This is a genomic window from Luteibacter sp. 3190 (genome assembly GCF_031456385.1).
Lineage (GTDB): Bacteria > Pseudomonadota > Gammaproteobacteria > Xanthomonadales > Rhodanobacteraceae > Luteibacter.
In genome coordinates this window covers 34,991-55,746 of sequence record NZ_JAVDUO010000001.1, presented here as the reverse complement: position 1 = coordinate 55,746, position 20,756 = coordinate 34,991, and the positions used below count along the sequence as shown (strand labels likewise).

At 67.8% G+C, this 20,756-nt stretch carries 17 protein-coding genes; 2 read left to right on the top strand and 15 right to left on the bottom strand.

From position 1 onward, the window contains the following. Positions 1-9: 9 nt before the first annotated feature. The 5 genes from gloA to J2X58_RS00295 form a co-directional block, all read right to left on the bottom strand. Positions 10-540: a lactoylglutathione lyase gene (gene gloA, locus J2X58_RS00315; RefSeq protein ID WP_090054916.1), complete on the bottom strand. Its 531-nt coding sequence runs from the start codon at positions 538-540 to the stop codon at positions 10-12. A 70-nt stretch (positions 541-610) separates the two neighbouring features. Next, positions 611-2,203 carry a hypothetical protein gene (locus J2X58_RS00310; RefSeq protein ID WP_310045829.1) on the bottom strand — a complete coding sequence of 531 codons (1,593 nt, stop codon included), beginning with the start codon at positions 2,201-2,203 and terminating at the stop codon, positions 611-613. Then, positions 2,203-2,640 carry a DUF3574 domain-containing protein gene (locus J2X58_RS00305; protein ID WP_090054920.1) on the bottom strand — a complete coding sequence of 146 codons (438 nt, stop codon included), beginning with the start codon at positions 2,638-2,640 and terminating at the stop codon, positions 2,203-2,205. Before J2X58_RS00305 ends, J2X58_RS00310 begins: the two co-directional genes overlap by 1 nt. A gap of 524 nt (positions 2,641-3,164) precedes the next feature. After that, positions 3,165-4,259 (bottom strand): OmpA family protein, encoded by a 1,095-nt coding sequence (locus J2X58_RS00300; protein ID WP_090054922.1) that lies wholly within the window; start codon positions 4,257-4,259, stop codon positions 3,165-3,167. Between the two features lie 195 nt (positions 4,260-4,454). Then, positions 4,455-5,906 (bottom strand): bifunctional 2-methylcitrate dehydratase/aconitate hydratase, encoded by a 1,452-nt coding sequence (locus J2X58_RS00295; protein WP_310045827.1) that lies wholly within the window; start codon positions 5,904-5,906, stop codon positions 4,455-4,457. A gap of 294 nt (positions 5,907-6,200) precedes the next feature. Between J2X58_RS00295 and J2X58_RS00290 the strand changes: the two genes are divergently transcribed. Further along, on the top strand, positions 6,201-6,875 hold the full coding sequence (locus J2X58_RS00290; protein WP_090054925.1) for a TerC family protein: 675 nt from the start codon (positions 6,201-6,203) through the stop codon (positions 6,873-6,875). A gap of 367 nt (positions 6,876-7,242) precedes the next feature. Here the strand turns inward: J2X58_RS00290 and J2X58_RS00285 are convergent, their stop codons facing one another. From J2X58_RS00285 to J2X58_RS00260, 6 genes are all read right to left on the bottom strand, one after another. Then, a complete protein-coding gene (locus J2X58_RS00285) occupies positions 7,243-8,100 on the bottom strand; it encodes an outer membrane beta-barrel protein (protein WP_090054927.1) in 858 nt (285 codons plus the stop codon). 180 nt (positions 8,101-8,280) lie between these two features. After that, positions 8,281-9,636 carry an acetate kinase gene (locus J2X58_RS00280; RefSeq protein WP_310045824.1) on the bottom strand — a complete coding sequence of 452 codons (1,356 nt, stop codon included), beginning with the start codon at positions 9,634-9,636 and terminating at the stop codon, positions 8,281-8,283. Positions 9,637-9,678: 42 nt separating this feature from the next. Further along, complete coding sequence (locus J2X58_RS00275; RefSeq protein ID WP_310045822.1) at positions 9,679-10,302, bottom strand: hypothetical protein; 624 nt, start codon at positions 10,300-10,302, stop codon at positions 9,679-9,681. After that, positions 10,299-10,982, bottom strand: coding sequence for a C39 family peptidase (locus tag J2X58_RS00270; RefSeq protein ID WP_090181061.1), 684 nt, complete (start codon positions 10,980-10,982; stop codon positions 10,299-10,301). Before J2X58_RS00270 ends, J2X58_RS00275 begins: the two co-directional genes overlap by 4 nt. Continuing rightward, a complete protein-coding gene (locus J2X58_RS00265) occupies positions 10,979-11,338 on the bottom strand; it encodes a hypothetical protein (RefSeq protein ID WP_139206077.1) in 360 nt (119 codons plus the stop codon). The genes J2X58_RS00270 and J2X58_RS00265 overlap by 4 nt, the downstream gene beginning before the upstream one ends. Positions 11,339-11,425: 87 nt before the next feature. Next, on the bottom strand, positions 11,426-12,349 hold the full coding sequence (locus J2X58_RS00260; protein WP_090054933.1) for a hypothetical protein: 924 nt from the start codon (positions 12,347-12,349) through the stop codon (positions 11,426-11,428). Between the two features lie 341 nt (positions 12,350-12,690). On the opposite strand from J2X58_RS00260, the gene J2X58_RS00255 reads away from it, so the two are divergent. Continuing rightward, entirely contained in the window at positions 12,691-14,709 is a 2,019-nt protein-coding gene (locus tag J2X58_RS00255; RefSeq protein WP_310045817.1) for an NADPH-dependent 2,4-dienoyl-CoA reductase, read from the top strand. 91 nt (positions 14,710-14,800) lie between these two features. On the opposite strand, the gene prpC is transcribed toward J2X58_RS00255, so the two are convergent. The 4 genes from prpC to J2X58_RS00235 form a co-directional block, all read right to left on the bottom strand. Beyond that, entirely contained in the window at positions 14,801-15,949 is a 1,149-nt protein-coding gene (gene prpC / locus J2X58_RS00250) for a 2-methylcitrate synthase (protein ID WP_310045816.1), read from the bottom strand. Positions 15,950-15,962: 13 nt separating this feature from the next. Further along, positions 15,963-16,850, bottom strand: coding sequence for a methylisocitrate lyase (gene prpB / locus J2X58_RS00245; protein WP_310045814.1), 888 nt, complete (start codon positions 16,848-16,850; stop codon positions 15,963-15,965). Between the two features lie 172 nt (positions 16,851-17,022). Then, positions 17,023-18,933: a propionate--CoA ligase gene (gene prpE, locus J2X58_RS00240; protein WP_310045812.1), complete on the bottom strand. Its 1,911-nt coding sequence runs from the start codon at positions 18,931-18,933 to the stop codon at positions 17,023-17,025. 172 nt (positions 18,934-19,105) lie between these two features. Then, the gene (locus J2X58_RS00235) at positions 19,106-20,704 is read right to left on the bottom strand and encodes an alpha/beta hydrolase-fold protein (protein ID WP_310045811.1); all 1,599 of its coding nucleotides are present in this window, start codon (positions 20,702-20,704) and stop codon (positions 19,106-19,108) included. Positions 20,705-20,756: the final 52 nt, after the last annotated feature.

Here is a 20,756-nt window from a genome sequence, read left to right as displayed (position 1 = left end):
GGCGTGTCGTCAGCCGGCCAGCGGCGTGGGCTGGAGGATCTCGATCCAGTACTCGTCCGGATCGCGGATGAAGGCGATGTGGCGCATCCGCCCGTCCGTCAGCTTCTTCTGGAAGGTCACGCCGAGTTCCTCGAACCGCGCGCAGGCCGCGTTCACGTCCGGCACGCTGACGCAGAGGTGGCCGAAGCCACGCGGCTCGCTGTTGCCGTTGTGGTACGGGGTGACGGGCTCCTTCTCGGTGCCATGGTTATGGGTGAGCTCCAGCACGCCCGGCTGGCGCAGCACCCACGCCTTGCGGGCTTCGTCGTCATCGGGAATCGCGGCGCGGTCGCCCAGCAGCACGAGGTAGACGATGGTGAACGCGGCCTCCTCGAACACGTGCCGGTACACCGGCGTGAAGCCGAGCACGCGCGTGTAGAAGTCCAGCGACACGTCGAGGTCGCGCACGCGGATCATCGTGTGGTTGAAGACGTAGCCGTGGGTCGCGGCATCCGGCGTCGCGGTGACGCCGGGAAGCGAGGTGAGGTCGGAAAGGGACATGGGCGATTCCTTGGGACAGACTCCAGAGGGTGGCTGCCCCCTGCCGGCAATTCAAGCCGCGCGGCGGCGTTCAGCGGGGAATCGCGGCTTTCTCGGGAGCCATGGAAAGCAGGAGCAGCACCACCGCGAGCGCTCCGTACGCCGCGACGAACGGCCAGACCAGCGCCTGGTTCGCGGCATCGAGCAGCCACGGCAGGTAGACGGAACCGATCGGCTGCACGGAGTGGATCAGGCCGAACGCCGTGAGCACCCCACCCAGCGCCACGATGCCGGCGGCTTTTCGCACGTGCCCGTCGATCATCGCCACGACGAAGCTCGCCCAGACCATCGAGGTGATGATGAACCCGTTGCCGAGGATCACGATCACCGCGAGCGGCGAGACGCCGTGGCTCCCGTCGCCGTAGAGCGCCGCGAAATGCGCGGGATCCACGATGCCCGGATCGCCCAGCTTGATCGCCAGCATGCGCGCGATCGCCGGGAAGAAGCTGAAGACGACCGCTCCCGCGTAGCGCAGCGGCGTCGCCTCGAACGCCTGCGTCGTGATGCCGATCGACACGAACACGAGGATCGGCGCGAGCACGGCCACCGGCAGCAGTTCGACGAGATTCGACAGGTAACCGAAGACACCGCCCAGACCGATGACCAGGCCCGTGGCGAGCGTGTAGCCGGTCCGCGCGCCCATCGCCTTGTAGGCCGGCTGGCCGATGTAGGGCGTGGTCTGCGCGACGCCGCCGCAGATGCCCGCGACGAGCGTCGCCAGCGCCTCGACGAGCAGGATGTCGCGCGTGGCGTAGTCGTCACCGGCCGCGCGGGCGCTCTCGGTGACGTTGATGCCGCCGACGACCATGAGCAGGCCGAAGGGGAGGATCAGCGGCAGGTAAGGCACGGTGGCCGGCAGACCCGCGAGGAAACCCAGGCTGGGCCAGGGGAAGCCGATGCGCCACTGCCAGGCCGAAGGGGCGTGGTAGCCGGTGCCGAGCAGACCGAAGGGCCCGAGACCGTAGTACAGCAGGACACCGACGACGAAGGCACCGAGCACACCGGGCACACCGAACGGCAGGCGCCGCTTCGCGATCAGCGCGTAGAGCACGATGCCCAGACCCGCGAAGCCCACGACAGGGACGCGCATGATCTCCACCAGCGGCAGGAAGCCCATCAGCACCAGCGCGATGCCCGCGATCGATCCGAGCAGGCCCGCGCGCGGCACCGAGCGCTGCACCCACGCACCGAAGAACGAGAGCACGAATTTCAGGGCACCCATGACGACCAGCGACGCCATGCCCAGGTGCCACGTCGCCTCACCGGCGGCGAGCTCGTCGAGTCCGGACTGGCGATAGCCCGCGTAGGCCGGACCGAGCACCAGCAACGCCATGCCGATGGTCGTCGGCGCGTCGATGCCCAGCGGCATGGCGGTGACATCGCTGCGTCCCGTGCGCAGGGCGAGCCGGCGGGCCATCCACGTATAGGCGAGGTTGCCCAACAGGACACCGAGCGCCGTGCCGGGGAACATGCGGCGGAACACCAGGTCGGCGGGCATGCCGAAGATCCCGATGAGCGCGGTCGCCATGAAGGCGAGCAGCGACAGGTTGTCGACCACGAGGCCGAGCAGGCCGTTGAGGTCGCCGCCGCCGAAACGGCGCGCCGTGGAAGGTTGTTTCACCATCAGAAGGAAACCTCGGCGGGCTGGGTGACGCGCAGCACGGACCGGTCGCCGGTTTTCGCTTTCCACGCGGCGCGGATCGCGTCGATATCGGCGCGGGCGGCCGGCGTATCGGGGTGCAGAAGGATCAGGACCTTCGAGCGCAGCCGCTCGGGCGTGCCCTGCCCCGGGTCACGCCACTGACCGTAGGCGTCGACCACGGTGAGTCCACTGGGAAACCGTGGCGTGACTTCGGCATCGAGGAACGCGCGCCAGGCCGTGTCGCTCACGCCGGAGGCGGCATCGGCGGCGCCCAGGCCGAAGTAGAGCTCCGTCCTCACCCAGCCCCGCGCCGCGACCGGATGCGCGGCGTCACCGGTGGAGGTCGGCGAAACGGCATGCGTCGCACAGCCCGCGCAGGCGAGCGCGGCGGCGACCAACCATCCGGTTACGACTTTCATGCGCCCCCTTATGGACGTCCTTACGGCCAGACGGCTGGGAGGTTAGCAGGTCGCGGCCGCGACGGCTCCGAGGCTTCGCGAAAAGCGGTCGCGGCCGGGTCCGCTCCAACAAGAGCCCGGTGCCGCTTGATGCAGCTGTGGGAGCGGACCTGGCCGCGACGGCTCTTCGCCCCGGTCATCACGGTCGCGCGCCAGCTCGGGGGCTATCGCGAAAAGCGGTCGCGGCCGGGTCCGCTCCAACAAGAGCCCGCTGCCGCTTGATGCAGCTGTGGGAGCGGACCTGGCCGCGACAGCTCTTCGCCCCGGTCATCGAGCTCACGCGCCAGCTCCGGGGCTTCGCGAGAAGATGTCGCGGCCGGGTCCGCTCCAACAGTTCGATGCATCTGTGGGAGCGGACCTGGCCGCGACAGCTCTTCGCCCCGGTCATCGAGCTCACGCGCCAGCTCCGGGCCATCGGGTCCGCTCCAACAAAAAGAGCCCGGCTTTCGCCGGGCTCCTTTGTGTTGCTACCGATCTTGCGCGGCTTACTGCTGAACCTGCAGCTCCGTGCGACGGTTACGAGCGCGGCCTTCGGCCGTGTCGTTCGTGTCGATCGGGTTGTTCTCGCCGTGGCCGATCGGGCCTTCCAGACGATCCGCACCGATGCCGTGCGAGGTCAGGTAGTCGTACACGATCTTCGCGCGACGCTCGGACAGGCCCTGGTTGTAAGCGTCCTTACCGACGCTATCCGTGTAACCGGCAACCGTGACCTTGACCTGCGGGTAACGCTGCAGGGTGTCGACAGCCTGGTCGAGGACGCCCAGCGACTCGCTGGTCGGCTCCTGCAGGGTCGGGCCGATGTTCGTCTCGCCCTTCTTCGGACGGTCGAACTTGAAGTTGACGCCGCGCAGGTCGATGACGACCTTCTGCGGGCAACCGTCCGGACCGACGATCGTGCCAGCCGGCGTGGCTGGGCACTTGTCGTCGCAATCGTTCACGCCGTCGCCGTCGCTGTCGAGCGTCGAGCAGTCCGGAGCGGCCGGGGCCGGAGCAGCGGCCGGAGCCGGAGCCGCCGGCGGCTCGCCGAAGCGCGAGACGATCGAGAAGCCGAGGAACCAGTCGCCGTAGCCGTTCTCGCTGTCGTTGGTCTTGTCGTCCCAATCGTAGCGGTAGCCGGCTTCAACGCGGAAGTCGGAGCTGTCGGTGATGGTCTTCGACACGCCGACGCCGAGCTCGGCAGCCGGGGACCAGCCGTTGTCGGACGGGTTGTGGTGGTACGAACCCATCACGCCGGCCAGCAGGTACGGACGCCAGCTGTCCCACGCACCAGCGTAGAAGCGGGCGGCAACGCCGTAGCTGTTGTTCGACCAGTGGCCAGCACCGTCGTTATCGCGCTTGGTGCGATCGGCAAAGATGTCGATCGACGCGTTGTTGGAGATGAACTTGCCGACGCCCAGGCCGTAGTAGACCTGGCGGCTGTTCGTGTTGCGGTCGGTGTCGTTGTAGTAACCGCCAACCGTCGGGGCGATGTACCAGCGGCCGTCGTAGCCGTTACCCGACGAGTCGGATTCCTGCGCGTGAACGGCACCCACGCCGCCCAGGGCCAAGCCAATCAGCAAAAACAAGCCCTTACGTTTCATCGGTGTCTCCTCATTATTGGTATTCGCGTCCGCGCTCCACCCCAGACGGAAATCGCGCGTAGAACTCTTATCGAATCCGGGGACTTCAGCCGTCCCTCGCTTTTAACCCCTTCAACGGGCGGCGGCAGTTTAGCAAAAATCAAACAATTGGGCACATGCTAAAAACCGCCGTTCATACTTGAGTCACGGCCATTATCAAGCCGTGAAGAGCGTCATGAACTCGTGAATGGGCGTGGCGTCGAGCTTTTCGGGCGACGAGGTCACGGCGAGCACCTTCTCCACGCGCTCGGCGGGCCACTCGGCGCGCAGGGCGGCCTCGAACTTCTTCAGCAGCACCGGGATGCCCTCGGCGCGGCGCTTGCGGTGGCCGATCGGGAAGTCAATGGAGACCTTTTGGGTGGACGTGCCGTCCTTGAAGAACACCTGCACCGAGTTGCCGATGTAGCGCTTTTCCGGGTCGAAATAATCCTTGGTGAACTGCGGATTCTCGACCACGGTCATTTTGTCGCGCAGCGCGTCGATACGCGGGTCGGCGGCCACCGAATCGTTGTAATCGTCGGCCGTGAGACGGCCGAAAATCAGCGGCACGGCGACCATGTACTGGATGCAGTGGTCACGGTCGGCGTAGTTCGCCAGCGGGCCGGTCTTGTCGATGATGCGGACGCCGGCTTCCTGCGTCTCGATGACGATCTTCTCGATCTCGTCGATGCGCGAACCGACCTGCGCGTGCAGCTGCATCGCGCATTCCACCGCGGTCTGGGCGTGGAATTCGGCAGGGAAGCTGATCTTGAAAAGCACGTTCTCCATGACGTAGCTGCCGAACGGACGCTCGAACTCGAACGCGTTGCCCTTGAAGGCCACGTCGTAATAGCCCCAGGTCTTCGCCGAGAGCGCCGACGGGTAGCCGACCACGTTGCGGTAGACGGCGTTGATGGCGTGCGTGACGGCGCGGCGGCAGGCGTCGCCGGCGGCCCAGCTCTTGCGCGGCCCCGTGTTCGGCGCGTGGCGGTACGTGCGCAGCGCGCCGTTGTCGATCCAGCTGTGCGACACCGCGGTGGTGATCTGCTCCTTGCCACCGCCCAGCATCGCCGTGGTGACGGCCGTGGAGGCGAGGCGGACGAGGATCACGTGGTCCTGGCCGACGCGGTTGAAGCTGTTCTTTAGCGCGTAGCAGCCCTGGATCTCGTGGGCCTTGATGGCGTAGCCGAGGACGTCGCGGACGGTCAGGGCCTTGCCGCCCTCCTTCTCCGCCTTGCGCGACAGATAGTCGGCGACCGAGAGGATGGCGCCCAGGTTGTCCGAGGGATGGCCCCACTCGGCGGCGAGCCACGTGTCGTTGAAGTCGAGGTAGCGGATCTGGGTGCCGATCGCGAAGGCCGCCTGCACCGGATCGAGTTCGTGCGAGGTGAACGGCACGCGCACGCCGCCGGGCATCACGGCGCCCGGGACGACCGGGCCGAGATGCTTCACGCAGTCGGGAAACTTCATGGCCAGCGCGGAGCAGGCGAGCGAGTCCAGGAGCATGTAGCGCGCGGTGTCGTAGGCCTCCTGCGAGTCGATCTGGTAATCGGCCACGTAGTTGGCGATGTCCACCAGCGGCTGGTCCGGATCGGGACGCGTGGCGGAACGGATGTCGTGTGCGCTCATGACTTCACTCGCGAGGGGTTGGGAAAGCCCGCGATTTTAGCCGGTGACCCCCGGGGGATGTCTTGCCGCGGTGCATCCCAACAGGGACAATGCGCCCCACGACACACCCGAAGGGGAGTAGTTCCGCGGCGGCCATCCCGGCCCCGTGCGCGTCGATCGTCAGTACGGTTGCTCCAACGCAACCCGGTCGTCGCGGTGGCTTCGCGCCAGGAACGAGACTTTTGCGGTGACGACGGGGGCGCGTACCCGTCGCCGCCGCATTGGTCCGACCACCGCGCGCGAAGGTACCCACACATGGATTTCCTCACTCCCGAGTTCCTCTCCGGCCTCGCCGCCATCGTCCTGCTCGACCTCGTGCTGGCGGGCGACAACGCCATCGTCATCGCCCTCGCCGCGCGCAACCTGCCCCGCCACCTGCAGAAGAAAGCCGTCTTCTGGGGCACGTTCGGCGCGATCGCGATCCGGATCCTCCTGACCTTCGCCGTGATCTGGCTGCTCAAGCTGCCCGGGCTGATGCTGGCCGGCGGCCTGCTCCTCCTGCCCATCGCCTGGAAGCTGCTCAAGCACGAGGAGCACGATCCCGACATCAGTCCCGCCTCGGGTTTCTGGTCGGCGATCCGCACCATCGTCGTGGCCGACGCCCTGATGGGCCTGGACAACGTCCTGGCGATCGCCGGCGCCGCCAAGGGGCACATGGGCCTCGTCATCCTCGGACTGGCCATCAGCGTGCCCCTGGTCGTCTGGGGCTCGACGCTGATCCTGCGCCTCATCGAGCGGTTCCCCGTGATCGTCTACATCGGCGCGGGCGCGATCGCATGGACGGCCGCGCGCATGATCGCGCACGACCACCTGCTCGCACCGTGGTTCGAGGCACGCCCGTGGGCCCCGTGGCTGCTCGACGTGCTGCTCGTCGCCGGCATCTGCGGTGGCGGCTGGCTCTACGCGCGCCGCCGCCAGGCCGCCGCGTAGCTCGCGCGCCAGCTCCGGGGCGGTCGCGAAACGATGTCGCGGCCGGGGCCGCTCCCACGAGAGCCCCTGCCGTTCGGTGCGCCTGTGGGAGCGGACCTGGCCGCGACGGCTCTTCGCCACGGTCATCAAGCTCGCGCGCCAGCTCCGGGGTGGTCGCGAGGAGCGATCGCGGCCGGGGCCGCTCCCACGAGAGCCCCTGCCGTTCGGTGCGCCTGTGGGAGCGGACCTGGCCGCGACGGCTCTTCGCCACGGTCCTCAGCCTCGCGCGCCAGCTCCAGGGTGGTCGCGAGGAGCGATCGCGGCCGGGGCCGCTCCAACAAAAAGGGCCGCCTTTCGGCGGCCCCCTGGATTCCCACCCAGTTTCGTATCAGAAGCGGAAGCGCACGTAAGCCGCGGGGCCGTGTAGCTTCATGTCCAGGTCGAGGTCGTAGCGACGCTTGTCCTGGTGCAGGTCGATCTTGGTATAGGCGTACTCGGCGCCGAAACCGACGTTCTCCCACGGGAACCATTCGACACCGACCGCACCATCCCAGATGTGGCCGTTGAGCGAACCGCCGTTCTTCTTCACGCCCGACGCGTTGACGTACATGCGCCACTGGTCGTTGAACGCATGGCGCCAGCCGAGCTGTAGGTTCGGGGCCCAGGCGTTGGTGTCGCTGGACGAGCCCGAGGACTGGGTCTGGCCGAGCGCGGTGACCGAGCCGTAGATGCTGGCTTCGACCTTGTAGTACGCGGCACCGAGGCCCACGCCGAACACGTCGTTACCGGTGCCGAACCACCACTTGTAGGCCGCGCTGCCGAAGGTGAACTTCAGGTCGCCCTTGACGTAGGCGCTGGCCTGGATCGGGTTGCCGAGGAAGTTGATCTGCTCGGAAAGGCTCTTCGAGTTCGAACGATCGACCTTGTAGTAGTCGAAGGTGAAGCCCTGGTGCTCGCCGATCAGGAAGTCGAGGCGCACGCGCGGCACCGTCTTGTGCTTCTTGAAGTCGAGATCGTCTTCGAGGTTCACGTCGCCGCTGGTGTTGAGGATGCCGGTGTTGGCACCGATCGTCGTGTCGTTGTTGGTGTAGTAGCCGCCGACCCAGACGCTGATGTTGTCGAGCGCGGGCGACTGCGACTTCTTGTTGCTGCTGTCCTGCGCGTGCGCGGCGGCACCGAAGGTAGCGATCGAAGCCAGCGCGAGGCCCGCGACGACCTTGGCATGACGATGTGGACGTGAGCGCATTGGTAACTCCCTGCTAAGTATTTTTTGATCGAACCCCCGAGCGAAATCTTAACGATCCATGATGTGTGCGCGGCGTGCACGGGAACCTCCGCGTGTTTGAAACGCGGAGTGCGTCACGTTGGTGAAGGGACTGTGAGCGAGGTGCGTGCGGATATGTGACGCTCGCTACCTTCCGGAGGGCTACAGCGTGAGTGGCAGGCGCACCGTGATCGTGGTGTCCGGCGTGTCGCGCGTGACGCCGACGCCCAGCGTGATGTTGAGCGTCTCCTTGTCGTTGAATCGGTACGAGCCGCCGATGAGCAACGAGCCCAGCGTGGCGCGCGCCGATCCGGCGAGCGGATGGCCGTCCTGCGTGGTGCGGGCGACGAAGGCCTGGTCGTAGCCGATGCTGATCGACGCCTTCTCGTTGAGCGACAGACCCATGCCGATGCTGATGTCGGCGATGTCGCCCGCTTTCACATCGCCCAGGAACTGCTTGCCGCCGCCGAGGATCGTACGGCTGACGTTCTTGCGCTCGAAGTTGCGCAGGTAGCTGAGGTTGCCGAAGAAGACCACCGGATCGGAGGGATAGAGCCACGTCACGCCGAGCTGCGCGGAGTAGAACCCCGAGCCGGTGGGACTGCGCAGTGGCAGGCCGGTGCCGGTGAAGCTCTCGATGCAACGCGTCACACAGTCCGTCGTCACCTCGAACGGATCGCGGCCCGTGCGCGACTTGGCGCGGAACCAGCCGATGTAATACGGCTTGTCGGGGCCACCGTCGTTGATCTGGTAACGCAGCGTGGCTTCGACATCGCCGATACCCTTGCCACTGGTGGTGAACAGGCGATCGGTGGCGGTGCCCGTGAAGATCTCGCGGCTGATCGTATCGGTGTGCACGTCCACGTAGGGCACGCGCACTTCCAGTTCCATGCGGTTGGTCAGGCCGTAGCGGAACGCGATCGCGCCGGTCTGCGTCGTCTGCTTCACCTGGCGCACGTCGACGAGGCCGATGAGGACGGCGGGGATCACCGTGTAGCCGACCAGCGCGACGCGATCGCTCGACGAGTAACCGTACTGGTACGACGGCTCGACGATCAGCTTGCCGCGCGGCGTGAGCACGCCGGGCTGGTCGAAGATGGGTGCGACCTCCGGTGGCCGTTCGTCGGTTTCCGGACGGCGTCCGACGGGCTGCGTGGCGACGACGGGGCCCGACGCGGGTGCCGCCGGTGCGCCCGGTGGCGGGGCGCCGGGTGCGTCCTGCGCGGGCGCGGACGCCTGCGCACGCGGATCGGCGAGCTCGCCGGCGGCGCCCCGCGCTTCCTCGAGCGCGTTCAACCCGACGGCCTTGCGCAGATCGTTGTACTGCAGCTCCTGCGCGGCGAGCTCGCGCTTCATCTGCTCGAGCTCGGCGAGCTGCTCCGCCATGCGGGTTCGCATGGCGTCGATGCGTCGCCCCTGTGCGTCGATCTTGTCGCGCAGCTCCGGATCGACGCTGGATTCCTGCGCCAGGCACGCGCCGATCCACAGCGGAAGCACCGCGAGCGCCAGGGCGCTCACGCACGTTTTAGCCTGCATCACCCTGCCGTTGCGATACATGCGTTAGTTCCCCCGGAACTGGATCACCGCGTCGCGGATCGACTCCGATACCCTCATGTCTTGCAGCATGTTGGCCGTGTTGACCGACGCGTCGATCGTCGTGGTGGCCATGATGGCCTGGTTGTCGAGCGAGTTCTGGACGACGAGCCCCGGCAACGACGCGCTGGGCAGCGTCGCAACCACGGCGGCCGATGCTGCTCCTGCGTTCGCCGCGTTGCCGTTCGCGGAAGCGGCCGCGCCGTTCGCCGCGGCGGCGGCCGGTGCGACGGCCGACGGGGCCGTCACGGCGGGCGTCTGCACGCCCGGCACCGAGCCCGCGACCTCGCCCATGCCGTTGGTGACGATGGTCGTGCGCAACGCGTTCTGCAGCGCGGCCGCCTGGTCGGCGGTCATCGTCGCGATGTCCGGTACCGAGATGGACGTCCGCATCGCCTCCATGCCGTTGATCAGCACGGTGCGTTGCAGCGCGAACGACGCCCTCAGGTTGTCGCCGAAGTCGTAGCCACCGCGGATGCGGTCGAGCTGTGCGTCGGGGACCGCGCGATGGCGCGGGAGATCCGCCGCCTGGGCGGTGGCGCATGCGCCGCCGGCGAGTACGGCGGCGATCAGGAAATGTCGGGTGTTCATATGTCCCCCGGACCGCGTTTCGGCATCACGATGGGGCCCAGTCCATTGCGCTCGATGCCTTCGGCGATGGGCGCCGCGGGTGCGACGGCCCAGTCGCGCGGACTGTTGAAGATCGCGCGGTCGCGTTCGTTGTGGATGACGAAGACGATGCGGTTGGTCCACAGCGCGTCGAAGCGGCGCCGGGACATCGCGCGCGTGCCGCGGGCGGGATCGCCGAGCAGCACGCGGCCCTTCTTGTAACCCTTGACCACCACGAAATGGTGGTAGCCGCGTTCGTTGATCAGCACGATGGCGGGAACGCCTTCGACCTCGAGGCGTTCGAGCGGCACGTCGAACCCGTCGGCCTGGAAGCCGCGCGAGGCGAGGAAGCGCTTGATGTCGAGCAGGGAGAATCCCTCCTTGCCGATCTTCGCCTGGTCGCCGTGCTCGTACATGATGTCGAACGCCGACTGCTCGTCGATGGGGTCGCCATACTGGTACGTGAGCAGCGTCGCCACCGCCGCGGAGCCGCAGCTGAAGTCGTACTTTTGCCGCACCGTGTTGCGGAAACGCGCTTCCTTGAGACTGGTCATCTTCACCGGGTACGACGTACCCGGACTCGTCTGCACCTCGACCTTCATCGCCGGCGCGGCCGGTGCCGCGACGAGCAATGCGAGGCCAACGGCGCAGGCGATCTTCATGGATTCATCCTGAGGTTCACGATCGTGGCGTTCTGGATGATCACGTTGTTGCCACTGTTCTGGATGACGGTGGGGATGCCGGAAGCGTTGCTCAGCGCGTCGCTGGAAATGACGTTCGTGCCCGTGATGTTCCGCCTCGCATCCGCCTCGCTCATCGTGGCGTTCAGCTGGTTGGTGTTGTGCGTGGTGTCGCTTCCGCCGGTCATGTCACCGAGCGCCTCGACCGGCGTCGGCTGGCCGAACGATGTCGGCGGCGATTGCTGCGGCGGCGTCGCGGCGGACGCGGCTCCTCCGCTGAAGGCGACGATCGCGACGATCGCTGCCAGGCGTACCCGTTGTCTGGAAAACTGCGGCATCTGGGTGTCCTCGAGGTCCTGACGGTTCCCTGCGGTCACCACAGGGCGCGACGGCGCCCTGTGGTTCCTGTTGCCGAGCACAACCTGTTACGGGTTGATGTTCGCCTGGACGGTGATGCCGGTCTGGATCAGGCCGCCACCGATGTTCGCGACCGAGGTCGTGATACCGGCCGCGCCCGCACCGCCACTCAAGGTGTTGGCCACCGAGAACGAGCCGGCGTTCGCGGACGCCGAGCCACCCGCACCGCCCGCTCCACCGGCCGCGCCGGAGCCCGAGCCGCCGGTACCGGAAGCACCCGCACCGCCGGCGCCGCCCGCGCCGCCCGCCGCCATGGCTTCGCCGCCCGCGCCGCCCGTTCCGGTAGACGCGCCCGACGTGCCGGTCGACGCACCGGAGGTGCCCGCGCCGCCCGTGCTGCTGCTCGCGCCGCCCGTGCTGGCGGTGGATCCGCCGGTCGAGGTATGCGAACCCGCGCCACGCGCACGCGCGTTGCCGCCGTCGCCGGACGCGTCGCCGCCGTCGCCCCATGCACCGCCGCCGCTCGCTCCGCTCGCGGCCCAGGCGTCGCCCGACGAGGAGGAGCCATCGCCGCCCACGGCGCCGCTGGCGCGGGCGTTTCCGCCGTCGCCGCCGGATCCGCCATGGCCGCCGTAGCCCTTCGCGCCGTAGCCGTCACCGCCGGATCCGCCACGCGCTCCGCTGGCGTCGCCGCGGTTCCAGGCCACGTTGCCCATCGTCGAGCTGACGTCGCTCACGGTGCCGTTGAGTACGGTGTTCGCGGCCACGTTCGTCGTGTTGAACGAACCGGTGGTCGTCTTCGTATGCGTCGAACTGTCGGCCCATGAATGGGTCGAGCTGTCGCTGTACGTGGAGCTGTCGGAATACTGGATAGCCATGGACCGGCGCTGCGCGGTGGCGCCCGAGGATCCGGTCTGGGTGTCGTCGGCCATCACCGGCAGCGAAAGTCCGGTGGCGAGGCAGATCGCCGTGGCGATAAGAGTCTTACGCATGGGAGAGTCTCCTGGTGTGCATAGCATGAGCTTCGCGAACCCCTGTTTCTCTTGCCGACCGCCGCGTCCTGCCAACACGGGGGGTGAAGGAGCCGCAGCAAGTTGCGTGCCTTTGGCCGTATTTGCGGAGAGGCGTGCATCCATGCGGGTTTACGCGGCCTAGCCGGCGGAAGAGCGCGCACGTCATGTAACGGACGCGATACACGACGTAACGCCGTTGCGGCGGGAGTGAGATGGCTGTCGCGGCGGGTATCCGGGGCCTATTCGGCGGGCCTTCTATCGCTTGCCCTCGGGCCGGGATCGGACGATCATTCGAACGATCGTTTGAACCGGAGCGTTCCGTGGCCTACCCGCACCTGCTTGCCCCGCTCGACCTGGGCTTCACCACCCTGCGCAACCGCGTGCTCATGGGCTCCATGCACACGGGCCTGGAAGACAAGGCGGCCGATTTCGACAAGCTGGCGGCCTTCTTCGCCGAACGCGCGCGGGGCGGTGTGGGCCTGATCGTCACCGGCGGCATCGCGCCGAACATCCAGGGCTGGCTGAAGCCGATGTCGGGCACGATGTCGATGCCATGGCACGTCGGTCGCCATCGCAAGGTCACGCGGGCCGTGCACGCCGAGGGCGGGAAGATCTGCATGCAGATCCTGCACGCGGGGCGTTACGGGTACCAGCCGTTTTCCGTCGCGCCATCGCGGATCAAGTCGCCGATCACGCCGTTCACTCCCCGCGCCCTTTCGGCGCGCGGCGTGGAACGCAGCATCGACGCCTTCGTGCGCAGCGCGAAGCTCGCGCAGGACGCCGGCTACGACGGCGTGGAAGTGATGGGCTCGGAGGGTTACCTGATCAACCAGTTCCTCGCGGCGCGCACCAACAAGCGCACCGATCGCTGGGGTGGCTCGAGCGAGAACCGCATGCGATTTCCCGTCGAGATCGTCCGCCGCATGCGCGAGGCGGTCGGCAGGGACTTCATCATCGTCTACCGGCTGTCGATGCTCGACCTCGTCGACGAAGCGCAGTCGTGGACGGACATCGTCACGTTGGGCAAGGCCATCGAGGCGGCCGGCGCCACGATCATCAACACGGGCATCGGCTGGCACGAAGCGCGCGTACCGACCATCGTCACCAGCGTGCCGCGCGGCGCCTTCACCTGGGTGACGCGGCGGATGAAAGGCGAGGTCGGCATCCCGCTCGTGACCACCAATCGCATCAACATGCCGGACGTCGCCGAGCGGATCCTCGCGCAGGGCGACGCGGACATGGTGTCCATGGCCCGCCCGCTGCTGGCCGATCCGGATTGGGTGAACAAGGCGCGCGCGGCGCGACCGGAAACCATCAACACATGCATCGCCTGCAACCAGGCGTGCCTCGACCACGTGTTCGTGAACCGTCGCGCGTCGTGCCTGGTCAATCCGCGCGCCTGCCACGAGACCGAGCTCGTGATCGCGCCCGCGACCGCGAAGAAGCGCGTCGCGGTGGTCGGAGCCGGTCCGGCCGGACTTGCCGCGTCCACCACGCTCGCCGAACGCGGCCACGCCGTGACGCTGTTCGACCGCGCATCGGCCATCGGTGGCCAGTTCAACATGGCCAAGCGCATCCCGGGCAAGGAAGAGTTCCACGAGACCCTGCGCTACTTCGACCATCGCCTCGACACCACGGGCGTCGAGCGTCGCCTCGGCACCGACGCGACGGCCGACGCGCTCGTCCGCGACGGATTCGATACCGTCATCCTGGCGACGGGCGTGCTGCCGCGCGCGCTCGACCTGCCGGGCGCGGACCATCCGAAGGTGCTGAGCTACCTCGACGTCCTCCATGGCGACGCACCCGTCGGCGAGAAGGTCGCGATCATCGGCGCGGGCGGCATCGGCTTCGACGTGGCCGAGTTCCTGACTGAAGCCACACCCTCCCCCACCACGGACGTCTCGCGCTGGACGAAGGAATGGGGCGTGGACATGACGATGGCGACGCCGGGCGGTCTCATGCCGGCGCGCCCGGAGAAACCGGAGCGGCAGGTGTGGCTCCTGCAGCGCAGCGAAGGTCGCCCCGGCGGACGCCTGAACAAGACCTCGGGCTGGGTGCACCGGGCCACGCTGAAGAACAAGCGGGTGCAGATGCTGGGCGGCGTGAGCTACGAGCGCATCGACGATGCGGGGCTGCACGTGGTGATCGACGGCAAGCCGCAGGTGCTCGACGTCGATCACGTGATCGTATGCGCGGGCCAGGAGCCCAATCGCGAACTGCACGAGGCGCTGGTCGCGAAGGGCGTCGACGTGCGGCTGGTCGGCGGTGCCGACGTGGCGGCCGAGCTGGACGCCAAGCGGGCGATCGACAAGGCCACGCGCCTGGCGGCGGCCCTGTGATCCGGACCGGGTAGGAGCGGCACCTGTCGCTCCTCGCGAGAAGCTGTCGCGCGCAGGGCGCGCTCCTACCGATCGAGCCGCGGCGGGTGCCTTACCTTTTCTCGATCGGCACGTAGGTCTGGTCTTCCGGACCCGTGTAGTTCGCGCTCGGGCGGATGATCTTGCCGTCCTGGCGCTGCTCGATCACATGGGCGCTCCAGCCCGACGTGCGCGCGATGACGAACAGCGGGGTGAACATCGCCGTCGGCACGCCCATCATGTGGTACGCGGAGGCCGAGTACCAGTCGAGGTTGGGGAACATCTTCTTCAGTTCCCACATCAGCTTCTCGATCTTCTCCGAAACCTCGAACAGACGCGGATTGCCGCCGTCGGTGCAGAGCTTGCGCGCGATTTCCTTGATGATCTCGTTGCGCGGATCGGACACGGTGTAGACCGGGTGGCCGAAGCCGATGATGATCTCCTTGCGCTCCACCCGCGCACGGATATCGGCTTCCGCCTCGGCCGCGTCGCGGTAACGTGCGATGATCTCCATCGCGACTTCGTTCGCGCCACCGTGCTTCGGACCGCGCAGCGCGCCGATCGCACCGGTGATGGCCGAATACATGTCCGAACCGGTGCCGGCGATGACGCGCGCCGTGAACGTGCTGGCGTTGAACTCGTGCTCGGCATAGAGCACCAGCGAGCGGTCGAGCGCATGCGAATGCAGTTCGCTCGGCTTGCGCCCGTGCAGCAGGTGCAGGAAGTGCGCGGCGATCGAGTCGTCGTCGGTTTCGGTCTCGATGCGCTTGCCGTTGTGGCTGAAGTGGTACCAGTACAGCAGAATCGAACCGAAGCTCGCCATCAGGCGGTCCGCGATGTCGCGCGCGCCGGTGACGTTGTGGTCTTCCTTCTCCGGCAGCACGGTGCCGAGCACCGACGCGCCCGTGCGCATGACGTCCATCGGATGCGTCGCGGCGGGTAGCAGCTCCAGCGCGCCCTTCACCGGCGCGGGCAGGCCACGCAGGCGCTTCAGCTTGGCGCGGTACGCGTTCAGCTCCATCCAGTTCGGCAGCACGCCGTGGACCAGGAGGTAAGCCACTTCCTCGAACGAGCCCTTGGCGGCGAGGTCGTGGATGTCGTAGCCGCGGTAATGCAGGTCGTTGCCGCTGCGGCCGACGGTGCACAGCGCGGTGTTACCCGCGGCCACGCCGGAGAGTGCGACGGATTTCTTGGCCTTCGGCGCGGTGGTGGTGTCGCTCATGTCCATAAACTCCTTAAACCTTCTTGGAGAACAGTTCGTCGAGATGGCGTTCGTAAGCGTGGTAACCGATGCGGTCGTAGAGTTCCTCGCGCGTCTGCATCGTGTCGATGACGTTGCGCTGGTGACCGTCGCGGCGGATGGCGGTGTAGACGTTCTCGGCGGCCTTGTTCATGGCGCGGAACGCGGAAAGCGGATACAGCACGATGCCGACGCCGACGCTGCCGAGTTCCTCGGTGCTGAACAGCGGCGTCTGGCCGAATTCGGTGATGTTGGCGAGGATCGGCACGTTCACGGCATCGACGAAACGCTTGTACGTCGGCAGGTCGTAGGCCGCCTCGGCGAAGATCGCGTCCGCGCCCGCCTCGACGCAGGCGATGGCGCGCTCGATGGCGGCATCCACGCCCTGCACTGCGATCGCATCGGTGCGCGCGATGAGGAAGAAGTCCGGATCGGTCTTCGCGTCGGCCGCCGCCTTGACGCGATCGGCCATTTCCTCGGTGGTGACGATTTCCTTGCCCGGGCGGTGACCGCAGCGCTTCGCGCCGACCTGGTCTTCGATGTGGCAGGCCGCGGCGCCGAACTTGATCAGGCTCTTGACGGTGCGCGCGATGTTGAACGCGCTCGGACCGAAACCCGTGTCGATGTCGACCATCAGCGGAAGGTCGCAGACGTCCGTGATGCGGCGGACGTCGGTGAGCACGTCCTCGAGGGTGTTGATGCCGAGGTCCGGCAGGCCGAGCGAACCGGCCGCGACACCGCCGCCGGAGAGGTAGATGGCGCGGAACCCGGCCCGTTTCGCCAGCAGCGCGTGGTTCGCGTTGATCGCGCCGATGACCTGCAGCGGCTGTTCGGCCGCGAGGGCGGCCCGGAAACGCGCGCCGGCCGAGGGGTGCTGTGCCATGGAACTCTCCGCGTAAAGGGAGGCATTTTAGCGTAGTGACGTCGGCAGGCCTTGCTGCGTCGCGGGAGAGCCCCTAGAGGTAGGAGCGCGCCCTGCGCGCGACAGCTCTTCGCGATGCGCATCAGGCCCTGATGCTCACGGCCCCAAAGGCTGTCGCGCGCCGGGCGCGCTCCTACGGCTGCGCCCGCCTTGCGCCGCAATCGGGCCCGCGCAGGATCGCCCGGCGCACCTCGTCCAGCGCGTTCGGATCGTCGAGGGTCGACAGATCGCCGGGATCGGTGCCCTGGATCAGCGCCTGCAGCGACCGCCGCAACAGCTTGCCGGACCGTGTCTTCGGCAGCGCGCCGACGACGTAGACGCAGGCCGGCCGCGCGAGACTCCCCAGCAGTTCGACCACCCGGCGCTCCATCGCCTGCGCGACGTCGCGGGGGTCGTCGGTCACGCCCTGCCTGAGCGTGGCGAACACGGCGGGCACCTGCCCCTTCAGCTCGTCGACGATGCCCACGACCGCCACCTCGGCGACGGCGCCGAGCGACGCCACCGATTCCTCGATCTCGCGGGTGCCCAGCCGGTGCCCCGCGACGTTGATGACGTCGTCGGTGCGTCCGAGGATGAAGAAGTAGCCGTCGGCGTCACGCACGGCCCAGTCGAGCGAGCTGTACAGGCACTCGCTGAAGTGGCCGAAGTAGCTTCGCCGGTAACGCTCGTCGTCGCGCCAGATCGTGGTCAGGCATCCCGGCGGCAGGGGCGGCTCGATCACCAGCACGCCCTTCTCCCCCGCCGGTTTCTCCTCGCCCGTGGCTTCGTCGATCACGCGCATGCGGTAGCCGAACGTGGGGAACCCGGGCGAGCCCGGCTTCACGGGTTTCAGGTCGAGCCCGGGCATCAGCGACAGCGCGGGCCAGCCGGTCTCCGTCTGCCAGTAGTTGTCGATCACCGTCTTGCCCGTGCCGGCGGTGAGCCACTCGTACGTCGGACGGTCGAGCGGCTCGCCCGCGAGGAAGATCCATTCCAGGGCGGAGAGGTCGTAGCGCGAGAGCCACGCGGCGTCCTGTTTCTTCAGCAGACGGATCGCCGTGGGCGACGAGAACATCGTGCGCACGCCGTAGGTCTCGCACAGGCGCCACCAGATGCCGGGGTCCGGCGAGGTCGGGACGCCCTCGTAGAGGATCGCGGTGCAGCCCCCGATCAGCGGCCCGTAGACGTTGTACGAATGCCCGACCGCCCAGCCGACGTCGGACGTGCACAGGATGGTCTGCCCGGGGCGCAGGTCGAAGATGGTCGTCATGGACAGCGCCAGCGCCACCGCGTGACCGCCGACGTCGCGCTGCACGCCCTTCGGCTTGCCCGTGGTACCGGAGGTGTAGAGCAGGTAACTCGGCTCGTTGGATTCGAGCCAGACGACGGGTACGTCGGTGTCGAGATGCCGTTCGCGCAGGGTCGCGTAATCCACGTCGCGTCCCGGTTGCCGCTCCATCGCGGGATCCAGGCCACGGTCGACGACGAGCACGTGCGCCGGTGCGGCGTTCGCCTCGCGCAGCGCCGCATCCACCAGCGGTTTGTACGGGATGACCTTGCCGCCGCGCATGCCGGCGTCGGCGCAGATCAGCAGCGCGGGCTCCGCATCGTCGATGCGCAGCGCGAGGTTGTGCGCCGCGAAGCCGCCGAACACCACCGAATGGATGGCGCCGATGCGTGCGCACGCGAGCATGGCGAACGTGGCTTCCGCGATGTTGGGCAGGTAGATGACGACACGGTCGCCCCGCCCGACGCCGAGCGACACCAGGATCGCGGCGAACGCGTTCACCTCGCGATGCAGTTCGCGGTACGTGATCTCGCGCGTCGTGTCCGTCTCGGTGGACACCGCGACGATGGCGAGCTGGTCGCCGCGCGTGTCCAGGTGGCGATCCACCGCGTTGTGGCAGAGGTTGGTCGTGCCGCCCACGAACCAGCGGCGGAACGGCGGATGCGTCGCGTCGAGGATGCGCGCGGGTGGCGTCTCCCAATGGATCAGCTTCGCCTGCTCGCCCCAGAAGCCTTCCGGATCGTCGACCGAGCGTCGCCAGGCGTCTTCGTAGCGCATGCGGATCACCTCGTGCAGTATGCGATCAGCCTAGATCACGCAGCCCGCCGGCTCCGTTGCACTTTGGTCGTACATGGGAGCCGCGGCAGCCACATCGCCGAGGCGATCGGCTCCCACCCTTCGGTAGCCAGGCGGCTACCGAAGGGTGCGATGCCTGGCACGGGCACGCGACCTATTTGCCTTGCCCCGGCCGGGCGACGCCGTACATCTCCCACGCGATCTTCTTCAGCAGCGCCTGCTTGTCGTCGCCCTCGGCGTAGAGATCGAAGTGCGTGCGGCCTGGCAAGAAACGGAAATCGCTCTTCGCGTGCAGCTCGTCCAGCGTGCCCTTGAACAGGTGCGCCGACCCGTCGAGGTAGAACGTATCGGCGGTGCCGACGATCAGGTGGATCTTGCCGTCGAGATCGGGCTTCAGTTCGGGCCAGTGCGTCTTCACCCGCTGAGAAATGTCGTAGTGCTCGCGCCAGTAGGCGGCCACGTCCGCGTCCACCGCGCCCGTGTCGCGGTTGAACATCGGCTCGGGGCGGCCATCCTTGCCGCGCGGCGAGAACACCCATTCGAACGATGCCAGCTGGCCGCCGTAGGCGCCCAGCACACGCTCCAGCTTCGCGAACGTCTCGAACGTGGCGATCACCTTGCCCTTGTCGCGCACCAGCGGGTTCACGCTGCCGTCGGCCTTGCGATAGGCGTTGGCGTTCGCGGCATAGAGGTCGATGCCGGTGAAGTCGTGGAAGTCGCTGGGGTCGGGCGACGTCGACCATGTGCCGCCGAACACCTTCGGATAGCGCGTCTGCAACCAGAGCGTCGCCCAGCCACCCGACGAGTGGCCGTTGAGGAACCGGCCGCTCGCCTTGCCATCCATCCTGTAACGGCCTTCCAGCCACGGGATGTATTCGGTGGTGAGGGCCTGGCCCCAGGGACCGTTGTTCACGGAATCGGCGAACTCGTGCGTGCCGGTGGGGCCGGACTCGTCCAGCAGCACCCAGATCATCGGCGGCATGTCCTTCTTCGTCATCGCGTGCCAGAGGAACGCGATGTTGCCGGTGAAGCGGTCGAAACCGCCGCCGAAGCCGTGGGTGACGTACGCCACCGGGTAACGCGTGCCGCCGTTCGGATCGTAGCCGGGCGGCGTGAGCACCCAGGCGCGGATCGATACCGGGCGGCCCATGAAGGCCGTGAGCGAGGGACTCTGGAACACCTCGGCATGCGCGTGCCTGCGCGCCTCCGGCGCGGCGTCCCGCACGTCCTTCGGCGCCTGCGGCGGCAGGTCCCAGGGATCCTTCGCGGGCACCGTTTTCGTCAGCTTCAGCACCGGCACGCTGCCGCCAGGGGTCAGCTTCACGGGCGTCACGTCGCTGATCAGGTCGCCCGCGTGGCGGCCGTGGTAGTTGTAGTCGTTGCCGACATCCAGCACGGCCTGCACGAGGTAATCGCCCGGCGGCAGCGTGGAAAACCCGGCCGGGAACGCTTCGCCGTCCGTGTCGATGTCCACCGACTGGCCGGGGGCGATCCAGCTCACCTCGCGCCCAGCGACCGAAACCGCCTTGGGCTGGAACGGATTCGTGTCCACTTCGTCCAGCTTGCCGTCCTTCGCCGCGGACGCGGGCGCGGCGAACAGGAGCAGCCGGCCCGACGTGCCCTTGTCCGTGGCACCGTCGAGCGACACGCGGACGATGCGATGCGCGAGCGGCGCGTCGTCGGCGTGGGCGGCGGGGAGCCCCGCGGCGAGAAGCGCGAGCGCAAGGGTCGCGCGGGCGAGCGTGACGTTCATCGTGTGGATCCCCTTCTCGGGCCGCGGACGCGCGGCGTGGCAACATGGCCGA